This is a genomic window from Achromobacter colocynthidis (assembly GCF_057334535.1).
Window position 1 is genome coordinate 556900 of sequence record NZ_JBHFIZ010000039.1, and the last position, 24218, is coordinate 581117.

General features: G+C 65.4%; 17 protein-coding genes and 1 pseudogene. 9 read left to right on the plus strand and 9 right to left on the minus strand.

Annotated features, from left to right (window positions below; genetic code table 11):
• Positions 1 to 81: 81 nt before the first annotated feature.
• Positions 82 to 1389 carry a phosphate regulon sensor histidine kinase PhoR gene (gene phoR, locus ACE04A_RS28965; protein ID WP_259252880.1) on the minus strand — a complete coding sequence of 436 codons (1308 nt, stop codon included), beginning with the start codon at positions 1387 to 1389 and terminating at the stop codon, positions 82 to 84.
• 12 nt (positions 1390 to 1401) lie between these two features.
• Positions 1402 to 2100: a phosphate regulon transcriptional regulator PhoB gene (gene phoB / locus ACE04A_RS28970; RefSeq protein WP_006227196.1), complete on the minus strand. Its 699-nt coding sequence runs from the start codon at positions 2098 to 2100 to the stop codon at positions 1402 to 1404.
• A gap of 162 nt (positions 2101 to 2262) precedes the next feature.
• On the opposite strand from phoB, the gene ubiE reads away from it, so the two are divergent.
• From ubiE to rfaE2, 6 genes are all read left to right on the plus strand, one after another.
• Entirely contained in the window at positions 2263 to 3039 is a 777-nt protein-coding gene (ubiE, locus tag ACE04A_RS28975) for a bifunctional demethylmenaquinone methyltransferase/2-methoxy-6-polyprenyl-1,4-benzoquinol methylase UbiE (RefSeq protein ID WP_259252881.1), read from the plus strand.
• Positions 3040 to 3215: 176 nt separating this feature from the next.
• Positions 3216 to 4220 (plus strand): Tim44 domain-containing protein, encoded by a 1005-nt coding sequence (locus ACE04A_RS28980; RefSeq protein ID WP_279995120.1) that lies wholly within the window; start codon positions 3216 to 3218, stop codon positions 4218 to 4220.
• 188 nt (positions 4221 to 4408) lie between these two features.
• Positions 4409 to 5056, plus strand: a complete 648-nt coding sequence (locus tag ACE04A_RS28985; RefSeq protein WP_259252883.1) for a ubiquinone biosynthesis accessory factor UbiJ — start codon at positions 4409 to 4411, stop codon at positions 5054 to 5056.
• Between the two features lie 3 nt (positions 5057 to 5059).
• Positions 5060 to 6613: a ubiquinone biosynthesis regulatory protein kinase UbiB gene (ubiB, locus tag ACE04A_RS28990; protein ID WP_279995118.1), complete on the plus strand. Its 1554-nt coding sequence runs from the start codon at positions 5060 to 5062 to the stop codon at positions 6611 to 6613.
• Positions 6614 to 6793: 180 nt separating this feature from the next.
• Positions 6794 to 7672, plus strand: a complete 879-nt coding sequence (locus ACE04A_RS28995; protein ID WP_279995117.1) for a ferritin-like domain-containing protein — start codon at positions 6794 to 6796, stop codon at positions 7670 to 7672.
• 161 nt (positions 7673 to 7833) lie between these two features.
• Positions 7834 to 8322, plus strand: a complete 489-nt coding sequence (gene rfaE2, locus ACE04A_RS29000) for a D-glycero-beta-D-manno-heptose 1-phosphate adenylyltransferase (RefSeq protein ID WP_447987847.1) — start codon at positions 7834 to 7836, stop codon at positions 8320 to 8322.
• An 899-nt stretch (positions 8323 to 9221) separates the two neighbouring features.
• Here rfaE2 and ACE04A_RS29005 read toward each other — a convergent pair.
• From ACE04A_RS29005 to ACE04A_RS29030, 6 genes are all read right to left on the minus strand, one after another.
• On the minus strand, positions 9222 to 10553 hold the full coding sequence (locus tag ACE04A_RS29005; RefSeq protein ID WP_485820770.1) for a TolC family outer membrane protein: 1332 nt from the start codon (positions 10551 to 10553) through the stop codon (positions 9222 to 9224).
• A 79-nt stretch (positions 10554 to 10632) separates the two neighbouring features.
• Positions 10633 to 11313 (minus strand): protein-L-isoaspartate O-methyltransferase family protein, encoded by a 681-nt coding sequence (locus ACE04A_RS29010; RefSeq protein WP_050449103.1) that lies wholly within the window; start codon positions 11311 to 11313, stop codon positions 10633 to 10635.
• A 185-nt stretch (positions 11314 to 11498) separates the two neighbouring features.
• A complete protein-coding gene (gene thiD, locus ACE04A_RS29015; RefSeq protein ID WP_100853306.1) occupies positions 11499 to 12341 on the minus strand; it encodes a bifunctional hydroxymethylpyrimidine kinase/phosphomethylpyrimidine kinase in 843 nt (280 codons plus the stop codon).
• A complete protein-coding gene (locus ACE04A_RS29020) occupies positions 12338 to 13147 on the minus strand; it encodes a thiazole synthase (protein ID WP_259252887.1) in 810 nt (269 codons plus the stop codon). The genes thiD and ACE04A_RS29020 overlap by 4 nt, the downstream gene beginning before the upstream one ends.
• Before the next feature lie 225 nt (positions 13148 to 13372).
• Entirely contained in the window at positions 13373 to 14311 is a 939-nt protein-coding gene (locus ACE04A_RS29025; protein WP_485820771.1) for a cobalamin-binding protein, read from the minus strand.
• Positions 14312 to 14363: 52 nt separating this feature from the next.
• The gene (locus tag ACE04A_RS29030; RefSeq protein ID WP_485820772.1) at positions 14364 to 16409 is read right to left on the minus strand and encodes a TonB-dependent receptor; all 2046 of its coding nucleotides are present in this window, start codon (positions 16407 to 16409) and stop codon (positions 14364 to 14366) included.
• A 454-nt stretch (positions 16410 to 16863) separates the two neighbouring features.
• On the opposite strand from ACE04A_RS29030, the gene metH reads away from it, so the two are divergent.
• Complete coding sequence (gene metH / locus ACE04A_RS29035; RefSeq protein WP_279995115.1) at positions 16864 to 20637, plus strand: methionine synthase; 3774 nt, start codon at positions 16864 to 16866, stop codon at positions 20635 to 20637.
• 84 nt (positions 20638 to 20721) lie between these two features.
• On the opposite strand, the gene iaaH is transcribed toward metH, so the two are convergent.
• Positions 20722 to 22200, minus strand: coding sequence for an indoleacetamide hydrolase (gene iaaH, locus ACE04A_RS29040; RefSeq protein ID WP_448717007.1), 1479 nt, complete (start codon positions 22198 to 22200; stop codon positions 20722 to 20724).
• A gap of 183 nt (positions 22201 to 22383) precedes the next feature.
• Here iaaH and ACE04A_RS29045 point away from each other — a divergent pair, with 183 nt between their 5' ends.
• Both ACE04A_RS29045 and ACE04A_RS29050 read left to right on the plus strand, forming a co-directional pair.
• Positions 22384 to 23112: a FadR/GntR family transcriptional regulator gene (locus ACE04A_RS29045; RefSeq protein WP_259252892.1), complete on the plus strand. Its 729-nt coding sequence runs from the start codon at positions 22384 to 22386 to the stop codon at positions 23110 to 23112.
• Between the two features lie 30 nt (positions 23113 to 23142).
• Positions 23143 to 24181, plus strand: a pseudogene (locus ACE04A_RS29050) (L-idonate 5-dehydrogenase).
• Positions 24182 to 24218 lie beyond the last annotated feature (37 nt).

Below are 24218 nucleotides of genomic sequence, written 5' to 3' on the forward strand. Positions count from 1 at the left end.
CCGGAATTTACCACCCGCGTCGCGAGCGCGGTGCGGGCGAGGGGCGGGGGCAGCCGGGATTGCGGCCGAAGCCGCAGCCCCTTATTCAGCTTCGTCCACGGCGATGCGTTCGGGCGGAAAACGCAGGGTGAAAACGCTGCCCTTGCCGGGTTCGCTGGTGATCAGCAGTTCGGCGTCGTGGCGCATGGCGATGTGCTTGGTGATCGCCAGCCCCAGGCCAGTGCCGCCGACCGCACGCGAGCGCCCGCGATCCACGCGGTAGAAGCGTTCGGTCAGGCGCGGCAGGTGGCGCGCGGGGATGCCGATGCCGGTGTCCTGCACGCTATAGCGCGCGCCGCCATCGGGCTCGCGTGCCCAGCGCACAGTGATCGTGCCGCCATCGGGCGTATAGCGCACCGCGTTGGTCAGCAGGTTGGACAAGGCAGAGGTCAGTTCCGTCTCGGCGCCCAGCACGTCCAGCGCTTCGTCTATATGCCATTCGAGCACATGGCGTCCGCCCGACAGCGCTTCGATCTGCTGGCGCGCCTTTTGCAGCAGCGCGCCCATGTTGATGGCGCGCGGGTCGCTGCCCGGCGACGATTCCAGCGTGGACAAGGTCAGCAGATCTTCCACGATGGCCTGCATGCGCTGGGCTTGCTCGTGCATCATGTCGATGTACTGCGCGCGCTGTTCTTCGGGCAGCGCGTCGGCGGGCATGTCGCGCAGCGTTTCCAGAAAGCCCGCCAGCACCGTCAGCGGCGTGCGCAGTTCGTGCGACACGTTGGCGACGAAGTCGCGACGCGTCGTTTCCAAGCGTTCGATCTGCGTCACGTCGCGGGTGATGAGCAGGCGCTGGTTGCTGGCGTAGGACGTCAGCTGCATCATCATCAAGCGTTCCTGCCCCTGTTGGCCCAGGCGCACCAGGATGGGCTCGGGCCACGCGGGCCGATGCGCGTATTCCACGAACTCCGGGGCGCGCAGCAGGTTCAGCAGATTGTGACCACGGTCGGCCGGCAGGCGCAGGCCCAGATGCTGGCGCGCCATGCGGTTGCACCAGTCAATCTGAAAATCTTCATTCAGCGTGACCGCGCCGTCCGGCAAGGCCTGGGCGGCGGCCAGCATGCCTTGCATGGTGTCGCGGGTTTCGGTCAGCTCACGGGCACGCGCGCGGGTGTAGCGGTAAAGGGGGGCAAGGATGTCGTCCCAGGGGCCGACGGAAGCGGGGGGCGAGGTGTCGGGCTGATTGGCCCAACGGGAAACCAGCGTCAGGCGCCAACTGCGCCAAAGCAGCATGGTGGCCTGTGCGGCTGAAAATACAATCCAGCCCGCGGGGTCTCCTATGAGCCATTGCGCCAGTAAGGCAATCACCGCCCACAGGGCGACCAGGAAAAGTGTGCGCAGCCAGATCATCGTGCGGGAGTTTTACCGCGTCGGAAGCTGTGCCGTAAACCGGTAACCGCTACCACGGACCGTTTCCACGTGCGCGTCGTGGCCGCTGGGTTCCAGCGCCTTGCGCAAGCGACGGATATGCACGTCCACGGTGCGTTCTTCAACGAACACGTGGTCGCCCCAGACCTGGTCCAGCAGTTGCGAGCGCGAGAACACGCGCTCGGGGTGGGTCATGAAGAAGTGCAGCAGGCGGAATTCGGTGGGGCCGATCTGCAGCGACTGGCTGTTGCCCGACAGGCGATGCGTCACCGGATCCAGCTTCAGGCCGCCCACGTCGATGACGTCGTCGGTCAGCTGGGGCGCGCGGCGGCGCAGCACGGCCTTGATGCGGGCCATCAACTCTTTGGGCGAGAAGGGCTTGGTGATGTAGTCGTCGGCGCCGGCTTCCAGGCCGTCAACCTTGTCTTGTTCGGAACCCTTGGCGGTCAGCATGATGACCGGCACGGCGCGGGTGCGCTCGTCATTGCGCAGCTTGCGTGCCATGGCCAGGCCGGAGGTGCCGGGCAGCATCCAGTCCAGCAGGATCAGGTCGGGCAATTCGGCGCGGATAAGGGTCTGGGCTTGGTCGGCGTCGAAGGCGCGCAGCACTTTGTGCCCCGCGAAGGACAGGTTGACGGCGATCAGTTCCTGGATTGCGGGTTCGTCTTCGACGACGAGGATGGTGCTGGACATGGCGAATTTGGCACGCTTCTGAGCGCCGGCGCGGCGCGAACATTGCGATAGTATGGCCGCAATATTTCAGGTATGTGACCGCCAGGCGCTTTCAGGGCGGGTTTTCGAGCCGCCGCCGCATGCCCGATAGGCTACCATTGCCCGATATATCGGGAATTCACTATGCAAAACCCCTCCGAATCGCAACATTCCGCGCAATCCAACGACTCATCCACGCATTTCGGCTTCCAAACGGTGCCGGAAGGCGAAAAGGCCCGTAAGGTCGCTGAAGTTTTCCATTCGGTCGCCCAGCGCTACGACGTCATGAACGACTTCATGTCGGCGGGCCTGCACCGCATCTGGAAGGCCTTCACCATTGGCCGCGCCGCCATCCGCCCCGGCATGAAGGTGCTGGACATTGCCGGCGGCACGGGCGATCTGGCCAAGGCGTTCGCCAAGCGCGCCGGCCCCACGGGCGAGGTCTGGCTGACCGACATCAACGATTCCATGCTGCGCGTAGGCCGCGACCGCATGACCGACGCCGGCTTACTGCTGCCCACCACCGTGTGCGACGCCGAGCGCCTGCCGTTCCCCACCGGGTATTTCGACCGTGTCAGCGTGGCCTTCGGCCTGCGCAACATGACCCACAAGGACCGTGCGCTGGCTGAAATGGCGCGGGTGCTCAAGCCGGGGGGCAAGCTGCTGGTGCTGGAATTTTCGCGCGTGGCCAAGCCCTTGTCGCCCGCCTACGACTGGTATTCCTTCAACGTATTGCCTTGGCTGGGCAAGAAAATTGCTAACGACGAGGCCAGCTACCGCTATCTGGCTGAATCCATCCGCATGCATCCCGACCAGGAAACCCTGGCCGACATGCTGCGTACCGCCGGCCTGGAACGGGTGCAGTACTTCAACCTGACCGCCGGCATCGCCGCCCTGCATGAAGGCGTGCGCCTGGGCTGAACCCGGCATGTTCATCGGATGATTCGTCCCCCACGGGGAACTTGTGGGGCGGCCGCTTGTCCGTTATTCTTACGGCGTTCAGATTACTGTAAGAAAAGTCGCGAATAGGTCCCGCTGTCCGTGGGACTCCTTGCTGCTCGGGGCAGCGGGGGCGCGAGTACGAGGGAGCAAACTCTATGTCCAAATTCTGTTTTTCGCGGTTTGTCGCCGCGGCGCTCATCGCCGTTTCCGGCGCGGCGTTGGTCACGGCATCGTTTGATGCCGAAGCCCGTCGCGCGGGTGGTGGCAGCAGCGTCGGCCGTCAATCCTCCAATGTGACCCAGCAGCGCCAGGCCACCACGCCGCCGGCCGCCGCCAACAACACGGCCGGCGCCACTGCGGCTCCGGCCGCCGCAGGCGCTGCCACGGCAGGTGCCGCGGGCGCCGCCGCCAAGAGCGGCGCGTCGCGCTGGCTTGGCCCCATCGCCGGCATCGCCGCTGGCCTGGGTATCGCCGCCCTGTTGTCCAGCATGGGCTTGTCGGGCGCGTTCGCCGAATTCCTCGGTTCCGCGCTGCTGATCGCCGCTGTCGTGTTCGCTGTCATGTTCATCATCCGTCGCCTGCGTGGCGCCGGTCCGCGTACGGCAACGCAAGGCGCGTTCAATGGCGCCAACAACGCACCGGGCCAGCAACAGCAGCCCATGTGGCGTGAAGCGCTGAAGCCGACCGCCGCTGCCGCTCCGGCCGCTGCTGCTGCCGCCGCGCCTGTGGCGCCTCCGGCTGTGCTGCCCCAGGCGGGCGCGGACAACAACTGGTTCGTGCCGGGCGACTTCGACACGCCCGCCTTCCTGAAGCAGGCCAAGGAGCAGTTTGTCCGCATCCAGGCCGTTTGGGACAGCGGCAGCACCGACGGTCTGCGCGACTTCCTGACCGATGACCTGATCACCGAGCTCAAGCCGCAATTGGCCGAGCGCGGCGCGGCGCCCAACAAGACCGAAGTGGTCCTGCTGAACGCTGAAATGCTGGGTATCGAGACCGTATCCGACGGCCACCTGGCCAGCGTGCGCTTCTCCGGCATGCTGCGCGAGGCCCCGGGTACCGAGGCCTTCCGCTTCGAAGAAGTCTGGAACCTGTTCAAGCCCGCCAATGGCGGCTGGCTGTTGGCCGGCATTCAACAGATCCCCGTGGATCTGGCCAGCTAAACGCTGTTTGGCCGGGGTTGACCCTGTCCACTGCTGAAGGATGCCACCCGGCATCCGATAGAACCGGCCCTAGATGGGCCGGTTTTTCCTTGTCCCGCTGCCTGAAACGCGCTCGCATCTAACCCGTTACACTCCCGATTTAGCCACTAATTTCGGCAACCCCGGCCACCGGGTCGTTGCAGACCGTCATGCTGCCTTTTTCGTTCCTGCCCACCCCCTCGCGAATGGCTGTCAGCGCGCTCAACGCCTTGTTGCGGCGCGAGGACTGGGCGCGCGAGCGCCTGGCGAAGCACGCGGGCAAGACCGTGCGATTTGCGCTGGGCGCCTTTACGCTGGCCCTGACGATCGACAGCGAAGGCCTGGCCGCGCAAGCCGACCCGGCCGTGGTGCCCGACGTGACCTTGACGGTCGCCCCTGAAAAACTGCCCCTGCCGCGTCTCGGAGGCTTGGGCGATGATCGCGAAGCGCCTGATTTCGCCGAAGCCACGCACATCTCGGGTGATGCCGCCCTGGCGCAGGTGGTGGCTGATCTGTCCAAGCAGTTGCGCTGGGATCCCGAAGACGCGCTGGCCCGCGTGGTGGGCGATATCGCCGCCCTGCGCATCGTGGGCGGCGCGCGCGCGGCGGCCGACGGCGCACGCACGGCCAGCAAGCGGCTGGCCGAAAACGTGTCTGAATACCTGGCCGAAGAAAGCGGCGTGCTGGTGGGCCGCCCCGCACTGGAGCAATGGCGCCTGGACCTGGCCGAGCTGAACACGCGCGCGGACGCGCTGGCGCGTTCGGCCGGTGCGCTGCAAACCCGTCTGGCTTCCGCCAGTGCAAAGCGGGGTGCCTGATCCATGTTTCCCCTGCTGCGCCTGCTTCGCATCATCGTTGTATCCCTGCGCTATGGCCTGGACGAGCTCGTCCTGTCCAGCCTGAACCACCCGCTGGCCACCTGCCTGTTGCGCGTCATCCGCCTGGGCACACGCCCGCGCCAGCCCCGTGGGCAGCGCCTGCGCCTGGCGCTGGAGTCGCTGGGCCCCATCTTTGTGAAGTTCGGCCAGGTGCTGTCCACCCGGCGCGACCTGATCCCCGCTGATATCGCTGACGAACTTGCCTTGCTGCAAGACCGCGTGCCCCCGTTCCCGTCGGCACAGGCGGCGGCCTGCATCGAGGCCGCGCTGGGCGCGCCGCCCGAAAAGCTGTTTGCACAGTTCGATGTAGACCCGGTGGCGTCGGCGTCGATCGCGCAGGTGCACTTTGCCGTGCTGCACGACGGCCGCGAGGTCGCCGTGAAAGTGTTGCGGCCCGGCATGTTGGGCATCATCGAAAAAGACCTGTCGCTGCTGAAGATCGTGGCGCGCATCATCGAGCGCCTGGGCGCCGACGGCCGCCGCCTGAAGCCGCGCGAAGTCGTGGCCGAATTCGACAAATACCTGCACGACGAACTCGACCTGGTGCGCGAAGCGTCCAACTGCAGCCAGTTGCGCCGCAATTTCGGCCCGGAATCCGGCCGGGGCGACATGCTGATCGTGCCCGAGGTGATCTGGGAATACACGGCATCCACCGTGTTCACGATGCAACGCATGTACGGCATGCCGGTGGGCCAGGTGCAGCGCATGCGCGAGGCGGGCATCGACATCCCGACGCTGGCGCGCACCGGGGTGGAGATCTTCTTCACGCAGGTGTTCACCGACGGCTTCTTCCACGCCGACATGCACCCCGGCAACATCTATGTGTCGGACCGCCCTGACACGCTTGGCAGCTACATCGCGCTGGACTTCGGCATCGTGGGCTCGCTGTCCGAGTTCGACAAAAATTATCTGGCGCAGAATTTCCTGGCCTTCTTCCACCGCGATTACCGGCGTGTGGCGCAACTGCATATCGAATCGGGCTGGGTACCCGCCGACACGCGCGAAGAAGAACTGGAGGGCGCCGTGCGCGCCGTCTGCGAACCGTACTTTGACCGGCCGCTGTCCGAGATCTCGCTGGGGCAGGTCCTGCTCCGCCTGTTCCAGACGTCGCGCCGGTTCAATGTAGAGATCCAGCCGCAACTGGTCTTGCTGCAAAAGACCTTGCTGAACGTCGAGGGATTGGGCCGTCAGCTCGACCCAGACCTGGATCTCTGGAAGACGGCCAAGCCTTATCTGGAACGCTGGATGCGCCAGCGTGTCGGGTTCAAGGGCTTGCGCCAAAGCCTGGAAAAAGAAGCCGCGCAGTGGTCGCAAATGCTGCCCGCTTTGCCCAGGCTGGTCCATGACCACCTGAGCCGCCCGAACGTCTCGCCGGCGCTGCTGGCCGAGATGGTTCACCTGCGGCGCGCCCAGGAACAGAACAACCGGCTGGTTGCAGCGCTGGTTGGGGTAGTGGCTCTTGCGATCGGGGTCGCAATATGGGCCTTGACCCGGTAGGCGGCGCAATGATCTAGACGAACGCTGTCATGTTTCATTCATGAAACGGTCATCATAGCTTCGCGGGAAACGGCGAAAAATAGCGCTGCGGTGGATGAATGCAGCGTCACGCCGACAAGACGCGCGCGCCATTCATTAATTTCTATCGCCCCACAAGCGGGACGAATACAAGGGCAGACCATGCTTTATCCTGAACTCTTCAAGACCATGGAAGCGGTGCGCTGGAACATGGCTCACGATATCCCCTGGGGGGATTTCGATCGCAGCAAGCTCTCTGACGAGCAGGCGCAAACCATCAAGATGAACGCCATCACCGAATGGGCGGCACTGCCGGCCACGGAGATGTTCCTGCGCGACAATCGCGGCGACAGTGACTTCTGCGCATTCATGTCGGTGTGGTTCTTTGAAGAGCAGAAGCATTCGCTGGTGCTGATCGAATACCTGCGCCGCTTCCGTCCGGACCTGGTTCCCACTGAAGAAGAGCTGCACAACGTGCGCTTCGAATTCGACGCCGCACCGGAACTTGAAACGTTGATGCTGCACTTCTGCGGCGAAATCCGCCTGAACCACTGGTATCGCCGTGCCGCCGAATGGCACACGGAACCGGTCATCAAGGCCATCTACAAGACCGTGGCGCAAGACGAAGCCCGCCATGCCGGCGCGTATCTGCAATACATGCGCCGCGCGCTGCATGACCGTGGCCAGGACACCAGCGAGCAGGCCCGCCTGGCGTTCTCGAAGATCGGCGTGCTGATGGCCTCGGCCGGCCGGACGCAGCAGGCGCTGCACCCGACCAACCTGCACGTGAACAAAGACCTGTTCCCCAACGACACCGTGCAATCGCGCCTGCCCGAGCCGGGCTGGCTGGAGCACTGGCTGGACACGCAGATCCGCTTTGACGGCATCTGGGAACAAAAGGTCGCCAGCCGCATCCTGCACATTTTGTCCAAGCTGATGGATCGCAGCTTCGAAACGGTGAAGGACCTGAACCGCTACCGCAAGGAAATGACGGCGCTGGTCGTACCCAAGGAAAAGAAGATCATCCTGGACGGCGCCTGATATTTCTCGGGCGGCGGGCTGCTCTGGGCCGCCTGCCGTGTTGCGGGGGATGCTGCTCGGGATGCTGCCGGGAATGATGCCGAGATGCTGCCCGGAAAGCTCGCCGGAGAGCCCCCGGGGATGCTGCTTCTTGGCGGCGGATGCGCGGATATAATCGCCGCATGTCCGCCGCCCGTTTTGAATCCAAAGTCCTGTCCCGCGACGAATGCGTCGCCGCCATCGCCGCTGGCCGCCTGCCGCGGCCGCTGGTATTCACCAACGGCGTCTTCGACATCCTGCATCGCGGCCACGCCACGTATCTGGACCAGGCCGCCCAGCTGGGCGCGACGCTGGTAGTGGCGGTGAACACCGACGAGTCGGTCCGCCGCCTGGGCAAAGGCGCCGAACGTCCGTTAAATCGCATGGAAGACCGCGCCGCGCTACTTGCCGCGCTGGGCTGCGTGACCGTGGTCACGTCGTTCCATGAAGACACACCCGAAGCCTTGATCGGCGAGATCAAGCCCGACCTGATCGTCAAGGGCGGCGACTACGACATGGAAACGCTGCCGGAAACGGCGCTGGTAAAAAGCTGGGGCGGCCGCGCGGTGGCGATCCCGTTCGAATTCGAACGCTCCACGACGGCGCTGGTGAAGAAGATCCAGGGCGGCTGACAAAAATGCGGCTTAAGGGCCGCATTTTTTTGCGCGGCAAGCTGATGGGTTCCGCGCGATCTTCGGCCGGGTTCTTGCGACGGGTATCGCGCGCTACACCCATCCTACGAGCGGGCGTCTTGTCCTTGATGCGTAGGATGGGTGGAGCGCGGCACCGCCGGCCCGCGAAAATTGGCGGCTGTCGCGCGTAACCCATCAGCAACGTCCGCGCGATGGGTTACGCGCGATCTTCGGCCGGGTTCTTGTGACGGGTATCGCGCGCTCCACCCATCCTACGAGCGGGGCGTCCTGTCCTTGATGCGTAGGATGGGTGAAGCGCGGCACCGCCGGCCCGCGAAAATTGGCGTCTGTCGCGCGCAACCCATCAGCAACGTCCGCGCGATGGGTTACGCGCGATCTTCGGCCGGGTTCTTGCGACGGGAATCGCGCGCTACACCCATCCTACGAGCGGGCGTCCTGTCCTTGATGCGTAGGATGGGTGGAGCGCGGCACCGCCGGCCCGCGAAAATTGGCGTCTGTCGCGCGCAACCCATCAGCAACGTCCGCGCGATGGGTTACGCGCGATCTTCGGCCGGGTTCTGGCGACGGGAATCGCGCGCTCCACCCATCCTACGAGCGGGGCATCCTGTCCTTGATGCGTAGGATGAGTGAAGCGCGGCACCGCCGGCCCGCAAAAATTGGCGTCTGTCGCGCGTAACCCATCAGCAACGTCCGCGCGATGGGTTACGCGCGATCTTCGGCCGGGTTCTTGCGACGGGTATCGCGCGCTACACCCATCCTACGAGCGGGGCATCCCGTCCTTGATGCGTAGGATGGGTGAAGCGCGGTACATCGGTCATGAACGACCAAGCGCCCATCGCGCGCAACCCATTACCCATCGCGCGCAACCCATCACCCCCTTACCGCGGTTCCCTCAACAATCGATTGATTGCTTCCAGATCCGTCTCGGCCAGAATCCCGCTGGTTGCCTTCAACCTCAACCCCGACAACACCGTGCTATACCTCGCCAGCGCCAGATCCCGTTGCGTCGCATAAAGCTGTTGCTGCGCGTTCAACACATCCAGGTTGATACGCACGCCCACTTCGTAGCCCGTGCGGTTGGCTTCCACCGCGGCCCGGCTGGACTTCTCGCCCGCTTCCAGCGCTTGGATACGTGCCAGCCCACTCGTCACACCGGTGTAATACTGCCGCGCAGCTTGAATTGCTTGCCGGCGCGCGGTTTCGAAATCGTGGCGGGCCTTCTGTTCCAACTGCACCTTTTCGGTCACTTGCGACGACACGCCGCCACCCGAATACAGCGGAATCGACAGCACCACGCCCACCGTGTTGTCGATCGGTTTGCCCGGCGCGGCATTGCGCATGACCGCGTCGCTGGCGCTGCCGCTGGTGGCGCGCAGGTTCAGGCTGGGGTAGTGGCCGCTCTTGGCGATCTGGATCTCTCGCCCCGCGATGCGGGTCAGCAACTGCGCGCGCAGCACTTCCAGGCTGGACGACTCGGCTTGTGTGCTCCAGTCGTTGACGCGGGCGGGCTGGGGCGCGGGCAATTGCACGCCGTAGGGCAGTTCGGCCAGCGCGCCAGGCGGTGAGCCGATGATCTTGGCGAGCTCGTCGCGGCGTACGTCCAGATCGTTCTGCAGGCGTAGTTCCTGCGCCACCACCAGGTCGTAGCGCGCCTGTGCTTCATACGTGTCGGTGACCGTGGAATTGCCTAACTCGAAATTGCGCTTCGCCGATTCCAGTTGACCGGCCACGGCGGCCTTCTCGGCCTCGGTGGCGGTCAGCGCGTCTTGCGCATACAGCACGTTGAAATACGCATCGGCAACACGCAGCAGCAAGTCTTGATAGGCCTGCTGTAGTTGCACCTCGACATCGGCAACGATCAGCTTGGACTGTTCGTAGTTCTGCCAGCGGCCCCAATCAAACAGAGGCTGGGTCAGCGCCAGATCCCAGACGCCGCGCCCGCCGCTATACGACACGCCCAGGCCGCGCGTGCTGCGCGTTTCCTGGTAGGCGCCACCGGCTTCCGCCGTGATCAGCGGCAGCAGTAGCGAACGGGCTTGGGGTTCTTTTTCCAGCCCGGCGCGATAGTTGGCGCGGGCGGCGGCGTAGGTCGGGTCATTGCCCAGCGCGGCTTGCCAGACCTGGATCAGGTTCTGCGCGAACGCGGGTGACGGCGCGACGCTTGCGGCGCAGGTAAATACCAGTAAAGCCGTAAGCAGTCGGACGCGCATGATTTTCAACGATACGCCGGGCCGCCCCGGAATGCGCTGGCCCCGATGCGGGGCGGGCGCGGGGCGGCAGGGAGGGGGTTTAGAACTTGAACTGCGACACCGCAACGCCGCGCAGCGGCTTGATCACGGTTTCGAACAGGTTCACCGTTTCGAAGCTGGCGGCGGTGGTGCGGGTAATGCGACAGGCCGTCATGACGGGAGCCTGGCCCACGATAACGACCAGACGGCCGCCCACGCGCAATTGATACTTGAGCGCGTCCGGCACGACCGGCACCGAACCCGTGACCAGGATGGCGTCGTATTCGGTGGAGCCCCAGCCGTTGCGGGCGTCGCCGGTTTCAACCTTCACGTTGGTGACGTTGTTCATTTGCAGGTTCTGCTGCGCGAACGTCACCAGGCGGCTGTCGATTTCAACCGAGGTCACCTGTTGGGCCAGATAGCCCAGCAGCGCGGCCTGGTAGCCGGAACCGGTGCCGATCTCCAGCACACAGTCGGACTTGGTCAATTGCAGTTCTTGCGCCAGACGGGCTTCAACCTTGGGGGCGAGCATGGTCTGGCGGGTGTTGACCGCATTGATTTCAAGCGGCAGTTCCAGGTCGGAAAACGCCAGGGCGCGCAGGGCCGGCGGAACGAATTGTTCGCGGCGCACATCGAACAGCGCTTGCAGCACGTTGGCGTCCAGGACGTCCCAAGGGCGGATCTGCTGTTCCACCATATTGAAGCGGGCTTGTTCTACGTCGGGCAGGGTCGAAGCGTTCATGACGGTCAGGAAAAAACAGAGGAATCAGCCGGCCATTGTACCGATTCGTAGCGTCCTGTGACGGCGCGCGCCGCAGGCACCTGTTTCAGGCCGGACCGCGCCCCGAATCCAGCCTCCGGAAATGCGCGCGGCGCTTCGAAAAGCGCCGCGAGGTCTCTGGCAAAAAGCAGGCTTGGTCTAGGCGCCTACCACCAGGCGTGGAAGTGATGCACCGGGCCATGGCCCGACCCCACCGACAGGCGCTCGGCGTGGCGGATGGCTTCGGTCAGATACGCCTTGGCGCGGCGAGCGGCCTCGGGTACGTCCCCAATTTGGGGCAACAAGGCCGCCAGCGCCGCCGACAAGGTGCAGCCGGTGCCGTGGGTATTGGCCGTTTCAATGCGGTGGCCGGGCAGTTCGATCATGCGGTCGCCGTCGTGCAGCAGGTCGATGGTTTCATTGCCGGGCAGATGCCCGCCCTTGACCAGCACCCAGCGTTCACCCGAATGCGCCAGCTTGTTGCGCAGGCGTTCGGCCACGCGCCGCATTTCCTTGACGGTTTCCACCGGCCGCTCTTCCAGCAGCACGCCGGCTTCGGGCAAGTTGGGCGTCAGCATCGTGCACTGCGGCAGCAGCGCCTCGCGCATGGCACCCACGGCGTCGTTCTCCAGCAGCAGGTCGCCGCTTTTGGCCACCATGACCGGGTCCAGCACCACATGCGCCGGGGTCCACTTGGCCAGCTTTTCGGCTACCACTTCAATCACCGGGTACTGGCCCAGCATGCCGATCTTGACCGCGTCGATGCGCACGTCGGCGAACAGCGTGTCGATCTGCAAGCCCACGAAAGCGGGCGGCACGGCCGAGATACCGGTGACGCCCTTGGTGTTCTGCGCCGTCAGCGCCGCGATGATGGCGCAACCATAGGCGCCCAGCGCGCTCATGGCCTTGACGTCGGCCAGGATGCCGGCGCCGCCGGACGGGTCGACGCCGGCGATGGTCAGCGCGTTGGGAATGGGACGGGCGTTGCCGTCCTGTTGGCGCGAACTCATTTCGCCGCGCCCGGGCCGCCGGTGATCAGCCCTTCGGTGGGCGAGCTGGGCGCGCCGCTGTACAGCTTCTTGGGCATGCGGCCGGCCAGGAAGGCCTCGCGGCCGGCTTCCACGCCCTTCTTCATGGCGCTGGCCATCAGGATCGGGTCTTGCGCGGCGGCGATGGCGGTGTTCATCAGCACGGCGTCGCAACCCAGTTCCATGGCGATGGCGGCGTCGGACGCGGTGCCCACGCCGGCGTCCACCACGACCGGCACGCGGGCCTGGTCGATGATCAGGCGCAGGTTCCACGGGTTCAGGATGCCCATGCCCGAGCCGATCAGGGACGCCAGCGGCATCACGGCCACGGCGCCCATGTCTTCCAGCATGCGGCACTGGATGGGGTCATCGGTGCAATAGACCATGACCTTGAAGCCTTCGTCGACCAGCGTCTTGGTGGCCTTCAAGGTTTCGGGCATGTTGGGGAACAGGGTGTGCGGGTCGCCCAGCACTTCCAGCTTGACGAGATCGTGGCCGTCCAGCAGTTCGCGCGCCAGGCGCAGCGTGCGCACGGCGTCATCGGCGCTGTAGCAGCCGGCGGTGTTGGGCAGTAGCGTGAATTTGGACGGCGGGACGTAGTCCAGCAGGTTCGGTTCGCCCGCGTTCTGGCCGATGTTGGTGCGGCGGATGGCGACGGTGACGATTTCCGTGCCGCTGGCGTCCAGCGCCGCGCGGGTCTGTTCAAAGTCCTTGTACTTGCCGGTGCCGACGAGCAGGCGCGACGAATAGGCGCGTCCGGCGATGGTGAGAGTGTCTTGTGTGGTCATGGCGGTGTTTCAAAGGGCGGGTGCGCACAGCGATGCCCGCGGAGGCTGACTGAGAGGCTTTTGCGAATGATAAAGCACGATGTCGCGCTGCACGCGGAAGTCCCTGGGAAGCCGCGTTCCGTTTTTCAAGGATTGTGGTAATTGCCAAGAACGGATCAGCAAGAAGGGATCGCCAGGAACGGAGCAGCAAAAAGGGATCGCCAAGAACGGATCAGCAAGAACGGATCAGCGCAGCCGGTCCAGGTCGGCGCAGATGGCCTCGGCCGCGTCGATCAGGCGCGGCCCCGGCCGATACAGTGCGTCGGCATCCACGCCGTACACGTGCCCCAGGCGGGCGGCGGGCAGCCCCAGCGCCTGCCACGCGGCCAGGTTGCGGGCGGTGTCTTCAGGCCGGCTCACGCCCGCCAGCACGGCCTCGGGCCGGGCCGCCAGCACGCCTTCCAGGCTGACCTGGGGGGCCACGATGGGCGCTTGGCCAAACACGTTCACCCCGCCGCAGATGCGCAGCGCGTCGCTGACGATGCTGCTGTCGTTCAAGGTGTAGATCGGGTCCAGCCCGGCCTGGATGAAGACGCGCACCGGCCGGCGGCCAGCGTAGCGCGCGGTCAGGGCGGCCAGGCGCGCGCGCAGTTGCGCGGCGGCCGGTTGGGCTTGTGCCTGGGTGCCGAACAACACACCCATGCGTTCCACGGCGTCGGGAATGGAGGCCAGCGTCAAGGGGTCGCTGTAGAACACCGGCACGCCCAGCTTGTCCATGACGCGCACGACAGGTTGCGCGGCGGTGGGTTGCCAGGCGATCAGCAGGTCGGGGCGGACGGCGGCCACGCGCTCGGCGTCGGGTTGCGTGCCGTCGCCGATCACGGGCACCTGGCGCGCGGCCGGGGGGTAGTCGCTGCCGCGGATGGTGGCGGCCAGATAGTCGCCCGCGCCGGCGGCGTAAACCAGTTCAGTCGCATGCGGGGCCAGCGTGATGGCGCGGCGCGCGGGCGCGGCCAGGGAAACCGGGCGGCCCTTGTCGTCCTGCGTGTGGATGGCGGTGCCGGCGGGCGTTGCGGCCATGGTCGCCGCCGAAGCCAGCAGGGCGCCCTGGGCCAGCAGAAGGCCCAGGGACCGCTTCAGGGACCGCCCCGGGCAGGGGCGGGTCAATGCGCGTGCGAACGTCATGCAAGAGCCGATAAGGTCAGCGAAGAACGCCGACTATATCGGATGTCCGCCATCAATAGCGCAGCGTGAGCGACGCGTAGAAATTGCGTCCCGGCGCCGGGTACAGGTTGTAGTTGGCAACCGGCCCCAGCATTTCGAACGATGCATTGCCGCCGCGTATGCCGTAGGTGGCGTACTGGCGATCGAAGATGTTGTTCACGCCGATGGCGCCTTCGATGTTGCGCGTGAACTTGTAGGCCACCTTCGTGTTGAACAGCACATAGGCGTCCAGTTCCTTGTCGAACTGGTTGGCTTGGTCGTTGTCCATGCGCGACTTGCCCACGTACTGCGCCGACACGTTCCACAGGAACGCATCGGTGGGGCGCCAGGTCACGCCGGCGTTGGCCAGCCACTTGGGCGCCAGCGGCACGGTCTTGCCGGCCAGGTCCACGCCCGCGTAGGTGCCCGAGCGGAATTGCGCTTCCATCCAGGTCAGGTTGGCATCCAGCGTGACGCTGCTGGACACGGCGGTGCGGCCTTCCAGTTCGATGCCTTGGCGGCGGGTCGGGTCAAGGTTGGTGTTGGCGCCGGTGCCCGGACCCCACATGCCGTCGGCCAGCGGGTTGTACTGGATTTCGTTGGTGAGGTCATAGCGGAAGTACGACAGGCGGGCGCTGCTGGCCTGCCCTTGCCACGTCACGCCGATTTCCTTGTCGATGGACGTTTGCGGGGCCAGCGGGCTTTGCACCGACAGCAGTTCGTCGGCGTTGGGCAGGCGGAAGCTGCGGCCGACCTTGCCGTACAGGCCGAAGCCGGCCGACAGTTCCTGGCGCACGCCCAACTGCCAGGCGGTCAGGTGGTTGCTGCGGTCGGACGCGGTGCCCGACCCGCTCAGCACTTCCAGATCGTCCGAGGCGTACTGGCGGCGCACGCCGGCCGTTACCGTGGTGCTGTCGGTGGCGCGGATCAGGCCTTCGGCGAACAGGCCGTACTGGTGCTGGCGCGACTGCCATTTCGACGGTTCGAAGTCGTAGTAGGCGTTCTGGTTGGCGGTGGTCTTGGATTCCTGCGCGTCGGCGCCAAAGACGATGCTGTGGCCGCCGTTGATCGGCAGGCGATAGCGCACGCTGGCGATGTTCTCTTCCAGCTTCTGGTCGCGCAAGGTGTCGCCAAAGCCGTCATACGTCAGGCCGTTCAGCTTCTTTTCGCGGGTGGACAGGTCGGCGTACAGCATGCCCACGCCAATGGCTTGCTCCACTTGCAGGCCGAAGGTGTTGGACGTGGTCTTGACGTAGTCCACATCGTTCTTCGCGCCGCGCGGGTCGTCCTGGAACTCGTTCACGCCGGTCGACGGGCTGATCAGGCGCGGGCCGGGCAGTTCCAGCTTTTGCGAGGTGGTGCGGCCATACAGGCGAATCGAGCCGTTGTCGTGGCGCAGCGTGATGCCGGCGCCGCCGCCCTCGCGACGCTCGCCGCTGTGGTCGCGGTAGCCGTCGCTGTGCAGCGACTGCATGTAGGCGTCTACGCCGACCTTCTCGTTGTTCATCGCGACCGCGGCGTCGTACTGGCGCAGGCCGTAGCTGCCGAACGTGGCGGTGGCCCGGGCCGTCACCGGCTCTTTCGAGAAGTCCGACTTGGTGATGATGTTGATCACGCCGCCGGTCGTGCCGCCGCCGTATTGCACCGAGCCGCTGCCGCGCACGATTTCAATGCGTTCCACCTGGTCCAGCGGCACCACGCCCAGGCTGGGGGCCGACAGGTCATTGGTGTTCTGTTTCACGCCGTCGATCAGGATCAGCGTGTTGCTGGCGCCCGTGATGCCGAAGCCGCGCAGGTCGACAATCGCGTTGTCGCTGGAGCTGCTGGTGTTGATCAGGTTGATGCCGGCCTGGGTCGACAGCAGGTCCTGCATGGTGCGGGCGCTGCTGGCGGCGATGTCTTCGGCGCTGATCACCGAAATGGACACCGGCAGCGTGCGGCCGTCGGTCGGCACGCGTTGGGCGGTGACGGTGACCGTGTCGAGTTCAGGGGGGGGGGAGGCAGCTTGCTGAGCGGCGGCGATGGCCGGAGCGGAACAGAGCAGGGCGCCGGCGTAACGCCGGATAGAGCGGGCTTTCATCTACGTAACCTCGATGCGACCCGCGACCCCGCAGGCCAATCACGATGGGAGGATGCCCCGCGCCACGGCAGACCAGGCTGGCCTGGGTGGCGGCGATGGACTTCCTGGCGATCGAACTGGCCGGTATCGGGCTGCCATGGGCGCAAAGCGCGCATGGGGACCGTTGCGGGGGCAGCACAGGCTGGACGCGGGGCCTGCCGGCAGCCTGCTGTGTGGCAAGGCGGCGGCGGCCCGTGGGGCGTCTTCCTGTTTCCCGTTTACCTTTCGCACGCGGACCGGCAAGTGTTGCGTTCTTGCCAGCCCAATGCGCCGAAAGCACCGGTTCGGGGCCGAAACTGTATCACCCGAGGCCGCGAGAGACCCCGTTTTGTTACGATCAGGGCTTGTTTTTCCGGCGTTTTTCGCTTTTTAGCCACATCCGCGCCGCCGTTGGCCACTTTATCCGGACTTGCCCGTGTCATATCCCCGCCTGCCGTACCCGCCCGAAGCCTATACCCAGGGCGGCGAATTCGCCCGTCTGCTGGGCAAGCGCATCCTGATCCTGGACGGCGCCATGGGCACCATGATCCAGCGCTACAAGCTGGGCGAGGCCGACTTCCGGGGCGAGCGTTTCGCCGACCACGGCAAGGACGTCAAGGGCAACAACGAACTGCTGTCGCTGGTGCGCCCCGACGTCATCTCCGAGATCCACCGCCAATATCTGGAAGCGGGCGCCGACGTCATCGAGACCAACACCTTCGGCGCCACCACCATCGCGCAGGGCGACTACGACCTGCCCGAACTGGCCTACGAACTGAATCTGGTTTCCGCGCAATTGGCGCGCGAAGCCTGTGACGCCTACAGCACGCCGGACAAGCCGCGCTTTGTGGCCGGCGCCCTGGGCCCGCAGCCCAAGACCGCGTCGATCTCGCCCGACGTGAACGACCCCGGCGCCCGCAACGTCACCTTCGACGAATTGCGCGTGGCTTATATCGAGCAGTTGAACGGTCTGCTGGACGGCGGCATCGACATCGTCCTGATCGAAACCATTTTCGACACGCTGAACGCCAAGGCCGCCATCTTCGCCACCGAAGAAGTGTTCGAAGCGCGCGGCATCCGCCTGCCCGTGATGATCTCGGGCACCGTCACCGACGCTTCCGGCCGCATCCTGTCGGGCCAGACGGTCGAAGCGTTCTGGAATTCCGTGCGCCATGCGCGCCCCGTCACCATCGGCCTGAACTGCGCGCTGGGCGCGGCGCTGATGCGGCCCTACGTGGCCGAGCTGTCCAAGATCTGCGACACCTACGTCTGCGTGTACCCCAACGCCGGCCTGCCCAACCCCATGGCCGAAACCGGCTTTGACGAAACGCCCGCCGACACGTCCGCGCTGCTGGAAGAATTTGCCCGCGCCGGGCTGGTGAACATGTCGGGCGGCTGTTGCGGCACCACGCCCGACCACATCCGCGCCATTGCCGACAAGGTCGCGTCGCTGACGCCGCGCGTCGTGCCCGACATTCCGGTCAAGACGCGCCTGTCGGGCCTGGAAGCGCTGAACATCGACGAAGACACGCTGTACGTCAACGTGGGCGAACGCACCAACGTGACCGGCAGCAAGATGTTCGCCCGCCTGATCCGCGAGGAAAAGTACGACGAGGCGCTGGCCGTGGCCCGCCAGCAGGTTGAGAACGGCGCGCAGATCATCGACATCAACATGGACGAGGCCATGCTGGATTCGGTGGCCTGCATGCACCGCTTCCTGAACCTGATTGCGTCCGAGCCCGACATCGCGCGCGTGCCGGTCATGATCGACAGCTCGAAGTGGGAAGTCATCGAGACCGGCCTGAAGTGCGTGCAGGGCAAGGCGGTGGTGAACTCCATTTCCATGAAGGAAGGGATCGAGCCCTTCCGCCATCACGCGCGCCTGTGCCGCCGCTACGGCGCGGCCGTGGTCGTCATGGCCTTTGACGAACTGGGCCAGGCCGACACGCTGGAACGTCGCAAGGAAATCTGCGGCCGCGCGTACAAGATCCTGGTCGACGAAGAAGGCTTTCCGCCGGAAGACATCATTTTCGACCCGAACGTTTTCGCGGTCGCCACCGGCATCGACGAACACAACCACTACGCGGTGGACTTCATTGAAGGCACCCGCTGGATCCGCGACAACCTGCCGCACGCCCGCATCTCGGGCGGCGTGTCCAACGTCAGCTTCTCGTTCCGTGGCAACGAGCCCATGCGCGAAGCCATCCACACCGTGTTCCTGTATTACGCGGTCAAGGAAGGCATGACGATGGGCATCGTCAACGCCGGTCAGTTGGGCGTGTACGCCGACCTGGATCCGAAACTGCGCGACCTGGTTGAAGACGTGGTGCTGGACCGCCCCAACCCCGTCGGCAAGACAGAGCCCGACGACGAGCGCACGCCCACCGAACGCCTGGTGCAGTTTGCCGACAGCGTGAAGGGCTCTGGCGCCAAGCGCGAAGAAGACCTGACCTGGCGCAAGGCGGACGTTGAGCAGCGCCTGTCGCACGCGCTGGTGCACGGCATCACCACGTTCATCGTGGAAGACACCGAAGAAGTACGCCAGAAGATCTTTGACCGGGGCGGGCGCCCCATCGAGGTCATCGAAGGCCCGCTGATGGACGGCATGAACGTCGTGGGCGACCTGTTCGGCGAAGGCAAGATGTTCCTGCCGCAGGTGGTGAAATCCGCGCGCGTCATGAAGCAGGCCGTGGCCCATTTGATTCCCTTCATCGAAGAAGAAAAGCGCCAGATCGCGGCCGCTGGCGGCGACGTGCGCGCCAAGGGCAAGATCGTCATCGCCACCGTCAAGGGTGACGTGCACGACATCGGCAAGAACATCGTGTCGGTGGTCTTGCAGTGCAATAACTTCGAAGTCGTGAACATGGGCGTGATGGTGCCCTGCGCGCAGATCCTGGAAAAAGCCAAGGAAGAAAACGCCGACATCGTCGGCCTGTCCGGCCTGATCACGCCCAGCCTGGAAGAAATGGCCTACGTCGCCAGCGAAATGCAGCGCGACGAATACTTCCGCAGCCGCAAGCTGCCGCTGATGATCGGCGGCGCCACCACCAGCCGCGTGCACACCGCCGTGAAGATTGCGCCCAACTACGACGGCCCGGTCATCTATGTGCCCGACGCCAGCCGTTCGGTGGGCGTGGCTACGAATCTGATGTCGGACCAATCCGAAACCTACCTGGCCGACCTGGCCCAGGAATATGAGGACGTGCGCCGCCGCCACGCCAACCGCAAGGCCACGCCGATTCTGCCGCTGGCGGACGCGCGCGCCTCGCGTCCCGTGATCGATTGGGACAACTACACGCCGCCGCGCCCGAAGTTCATTGGCCGCCGCACGTTCAAGAGCTATGACCTGGCCGAGATCGTGAAGTATGTGGATTGGGGCCCGTTCTTCCAGACGTGGAGCCTGTTCGGCCCGTTCCCCGCCATTCTTGACGACAAGGTCGTGGGCGAGCAGGCGCGCAAGGTCTACGCCGACGGCCTGGCCATGATGAAGCGCATCGTCGAAGGCCGCTGGCTGACCGCCAACGGCGTGGTGGGCTTCTACCCGGCCAACAGCGTCAACGACGAAGACATCGAAATCTACAAGGACGAAACGCGCAGCGAAGTGCTGTTCACGTATCGCAACCTGCGCCAGCAGGGCGCCAAGCGTGAAGGCGTCAGCAACAAGTCGTTGTCGGACTACATCGCGCCCAAGTCGTCGGGCAAGATGGACTACATCGGCATGTTCGCCGTGACGGCGGGCATTGGCATCGAGAAAAAGGAAGCGGAATTCGAGAAGGCGCTGGATGACTATTCCAGCATCATGTTGAAGTCCTTGGCCGACCGCCTGGCCGAGGGCTTCGCCGAATGCCTGCATGCCCGCGTGCGCCAGGACCTGTGGGGCTACGCACCCGACGAGGCCCTGTCCAACGAAGACATGATTGCCGAGAAATACGTGGGCATCCGCCCCGCGCCCGGCTACCCGGCCTGCCCGGAACACGTGGTCAAGACCGACATGTTCCGCGTGCTGGACGGCAGCGACATCGGCATGATGTTGACCGACAGCTACGCCATGTACCCGGCGTCCAGCGTGTCCGGCTTTTACTTCAGCCACCCCGACTCGCAATACTTCAACGTGGGCGTGATCGGCGAAGACCAGCTAGAGGACTACGCCAAGCGCAGCGGTCGCAGCATCGAAGACCTGAAGCGCACGCTGGCGCCCAACCTGGGCTAAGTCGCTGGCCCTTCGGGGCTGAGCGCCGGCCCTGGCAAGTGGCGCCCTTGGCGCCTGGTCCCAACCATCGCCGCCTATTCCTGCCTATGGCTTCGGCGGGGCGATGCGGCCCAGGATGCGTTCAACGGTCAGCCCGATAGCCAGCACCGTCCGGTCTTCGCCCGGCAGTCCGTCGATTTCCAAGCCCACCGGCAAGCCTTCTTTCGACAACCCGGCCGGCACGCTCAAGCCCGGCAGGCCGGCATTGCTGCCGGGGTCCACGTTGCGGGCCAATTCGCTGAACGCCTCGAAGCTGCTGGCTTCCGGCGTGGCGGCCGGCGGCAGGATCGGCACCGTCGGAAAGAGCAGGCCGTCAAGCTCGTGTTCCTGGAACGCGCGGCGGTAAACGTCGATGAGCTCATCGCGTTGTTCCGCGATAACGCGCTCGTACAGCGGTTGCAGCGCCAGCACCTGGCCGTCCGGCGTGGGCAGCACGCCTGGCACGATCAAGCCTTCGAAGATGCCTTTGACGTCGGGGCTGGATATCTGCGCCACCACCTCGTCAAAGCTCACGCCCGTGCCGTAGCGTTGCAGGTAGGCGGTCAGGTCGGGCTTTTGTTCGTACAGGCATAGCGGCATGCCCACCGCCGCGTTCGCGCCCGGCAGCTCGGGCATGTCGATCTCTACCAATTGCACGCCGGCGTCGCGCAGCTTTTGCAGCGCGGCGTACGTGACGTCGCGCACCTGGGGGGCCAGGTCGGTCCAGAAATAGCTGGCCAGACCCAGGCGGATGTTCTCCGAACGCAGGGGGGCAAGCGGTGTGGCGTCATCGGCCAGCACCGCATCCAGCAGCACGATGTCTTCCATGCTGTTGGCGATGGGCCCCGGGGTGTCGCGGGTGTGCGAAATGGGTGTGATGCCCGTGCCGTCGTAGCGCCCGACCGACGGCCGGAACCCGACGGCGCCGTTCACCGAAGCCGGTAGCCGCACCGAAGCGCCCGTGTCGGTGCCCATGGCGGCGGGCGTCAGGCGCGCGCCCACCGCCGCGCCGCTGCCGGACGACGAGCCCCCGGCGATGCGGCTGTGGTCGTAGGCGTTGCGGGTGCCATCGCCCAACGGGCCGGGAAACGCGGTGTTGTAGCCCGATACGCCAAAGGCCAGTTCATGCATGTTGGTCTTGCCCACGATGACCGCGCCCGCCGCGCGCAGCCGTTGCACCACCGGCGCGTCTTCGGCGGGGCGAAACGATTTCAGGGCGGGCGTGCCGGCCGTGTTGGGCAAGCCGGCCACGTGGATGTTGTCCTTGATGGCGATGGGCACGCCGCCCAACGGCCCTTTGTTCGGCCTGGCGTCATAGGCGCGGGCTTGTTCCAGCGCGCCGTCGCGGTCCACGGTGATGAAGGCGTTCAGCGCCGCATGGGCGTCGATGCGGTCCAGGCTGGCCTGGGTCAGCGCGACGCTGGACAAGCTCCCTTCGCGGATCAGGGCGGCGGCCTGGCCGACGGTCAGGTTGGCCAGGGTATCGTCGCCGGCCGGGTGTGACAGGGGTTTGGCGGACACGGGCTGTGATGATGATTCGGACATGGCGCTTTCCTTACCGGCACGGATTTTGTGGAACCGCCATCTATACCGCGTGGGCGCGGGGTGTGTCGAGCAGGCTTCGCTTTTCCAGCTTGCTTCGACGGTTTACCACTTTGATACTGGTAAACCATGATGTTGAAAATTGGTAAACCAATTTAGATTTGGTCGAACCACTTTTCAAATGCCATGACGCTGCAACTGCTCCCCAAACTCGAAGAACCCGCCAACAAGCCGGTGGCGGACCGCGCCTATGTGCGGCTGGCCGCGCAAATCCAGGCCCTGGTCGCTCAAGGCGAATTCGCCGTCGGCAAGCGGCTGCCGGCCGAACGCGCGCTGGCCGAACGTTTCGACGTCAGCCGCACCGCGCTGCGCGAAGCGATCATCGCGCTGGAACTGCAAGGGGTGGTGGAAGTGCGGGGCGGATCGGGCATCTACGTTTGTGAACCCAAGCCCGGCGTTGCTCGCCTGCCGCCCGCGCAGGAAGCGGGGGCAGGGCCGTTCGAATTGCTGCGTGCACGCTGCCTGATTGAATCCGAAATCGCCGCGTTGGCGGCCACCACCCGTAACGACGCCGACCTGGACCGCATCTTTGAAGCGCTGACGACCATGCGCGAACACATGACGGACAAGGCGGCCAACGAAGCGGCTGACCGCCGCTTTCATCTGTATATCGCGCAGGCCACCGGCAATAGCGTGCTGCTGGCGACGGTGACGTCGATGTGGGATCAGGCCCAAGGGCCTATCTGGAAAAAGATAGAACAGCATTTCCATACGAAGGAATTACGCCAGGCATCGCAAGAAGACCATCAGCGCATTTTCAGCGCCTTGGTCGCTGGCGATGCGCAGGCGGCCAGGCAAGCCATGCGCGCTCACCTTGAGCGCGTCATCGGCGAGTTCGCACAGGGGTGGCGATAGGGCATCCCGCCATGCAGTGAGCACACAAGCATGTTGAATTGCGCAATTCATGGCGCCCAGGATCTGCGCCTGGACGAACAGGCGCCCGAGCCGCTGGCGCCGACGCAGGTGCGCGTGGGCATCAAGGCCGTGGGTATCTGCGGGTCGGACCTGCATTACTACCGGCATGGCAGGGTGGGCGACTTCGTCATCCGCGAGCCGCTGACGCCGGGCCACGAGGCCTCGGGTCAGGTGCTTGAAGTGGGCGCCGCCGTCACCACCGTGAAGCGGGGCGACCGCGTGGCGCTGGACCCGGCGCGCACTTGCGGCATGTGCCGCTACTGCCGCCAAGGCGATTCCAATCATTGCGAAGCCGTGCACTTTTTCGGCAGCGCCAGCCGGTATCCGCACATGCAGGGCGCGATGCGCGAACAGGTGGTGGTGCAGGAAAAGCAGTGCCTGCCCGTGCCGGATAGTTTGTCGTTCGAACTCGCCGCCTTCGGCGAGCCCCTGGCCGTGGGGGTGCACGCGGTACGCAGCGCCGGCAGCCTGCTGGGCAAGTCGGTGATGGTGGTGGGCGCCGGACCCATCGGCGCGCTGACCTTGATGGCGGCGCGGGGGGGGGGGCGCCAGCCAGGTGACGGTGGTGGACATCGTGGACGAAACGCTGGCCACTTGCTCCCGGGTGGGCGCCACGCGCACCCTCAACGCCGCGACCGACCCGGGCGCCATCGACGCGCTGGCCGAGGGCAAGGGCACCATCGACGTGTGCTTCGAAGCCTCTGGCAATTACGCGGGGCTGGCCAACTGCATTCGCGCCACGCGCCCGCGCGGCGTGATCGTCACTGTGGGCACCTTGAACGGCAGCAGCGAGCAATGCCCCTTCAACCAGATCATGGTGAAGAGCTTGTCCGTGATCGGCAGCTTTCGCTTTGTCGATGAATACGCCTGGGCCGTGGATTATCTAAGCCGGGGCGTGCTGGACGTGTCGCCCCTGCTGACGGCGGCGGTGCCAGTGCGCAACGTGCATGACGCCTTCGCGCTGGCGGCTGACCGGCATCAGGCGATGAAAGTGATGGTGACGTTCTGACGCGGCATCCAGCCGGTTCGCCCCAGTTTTCTATCCC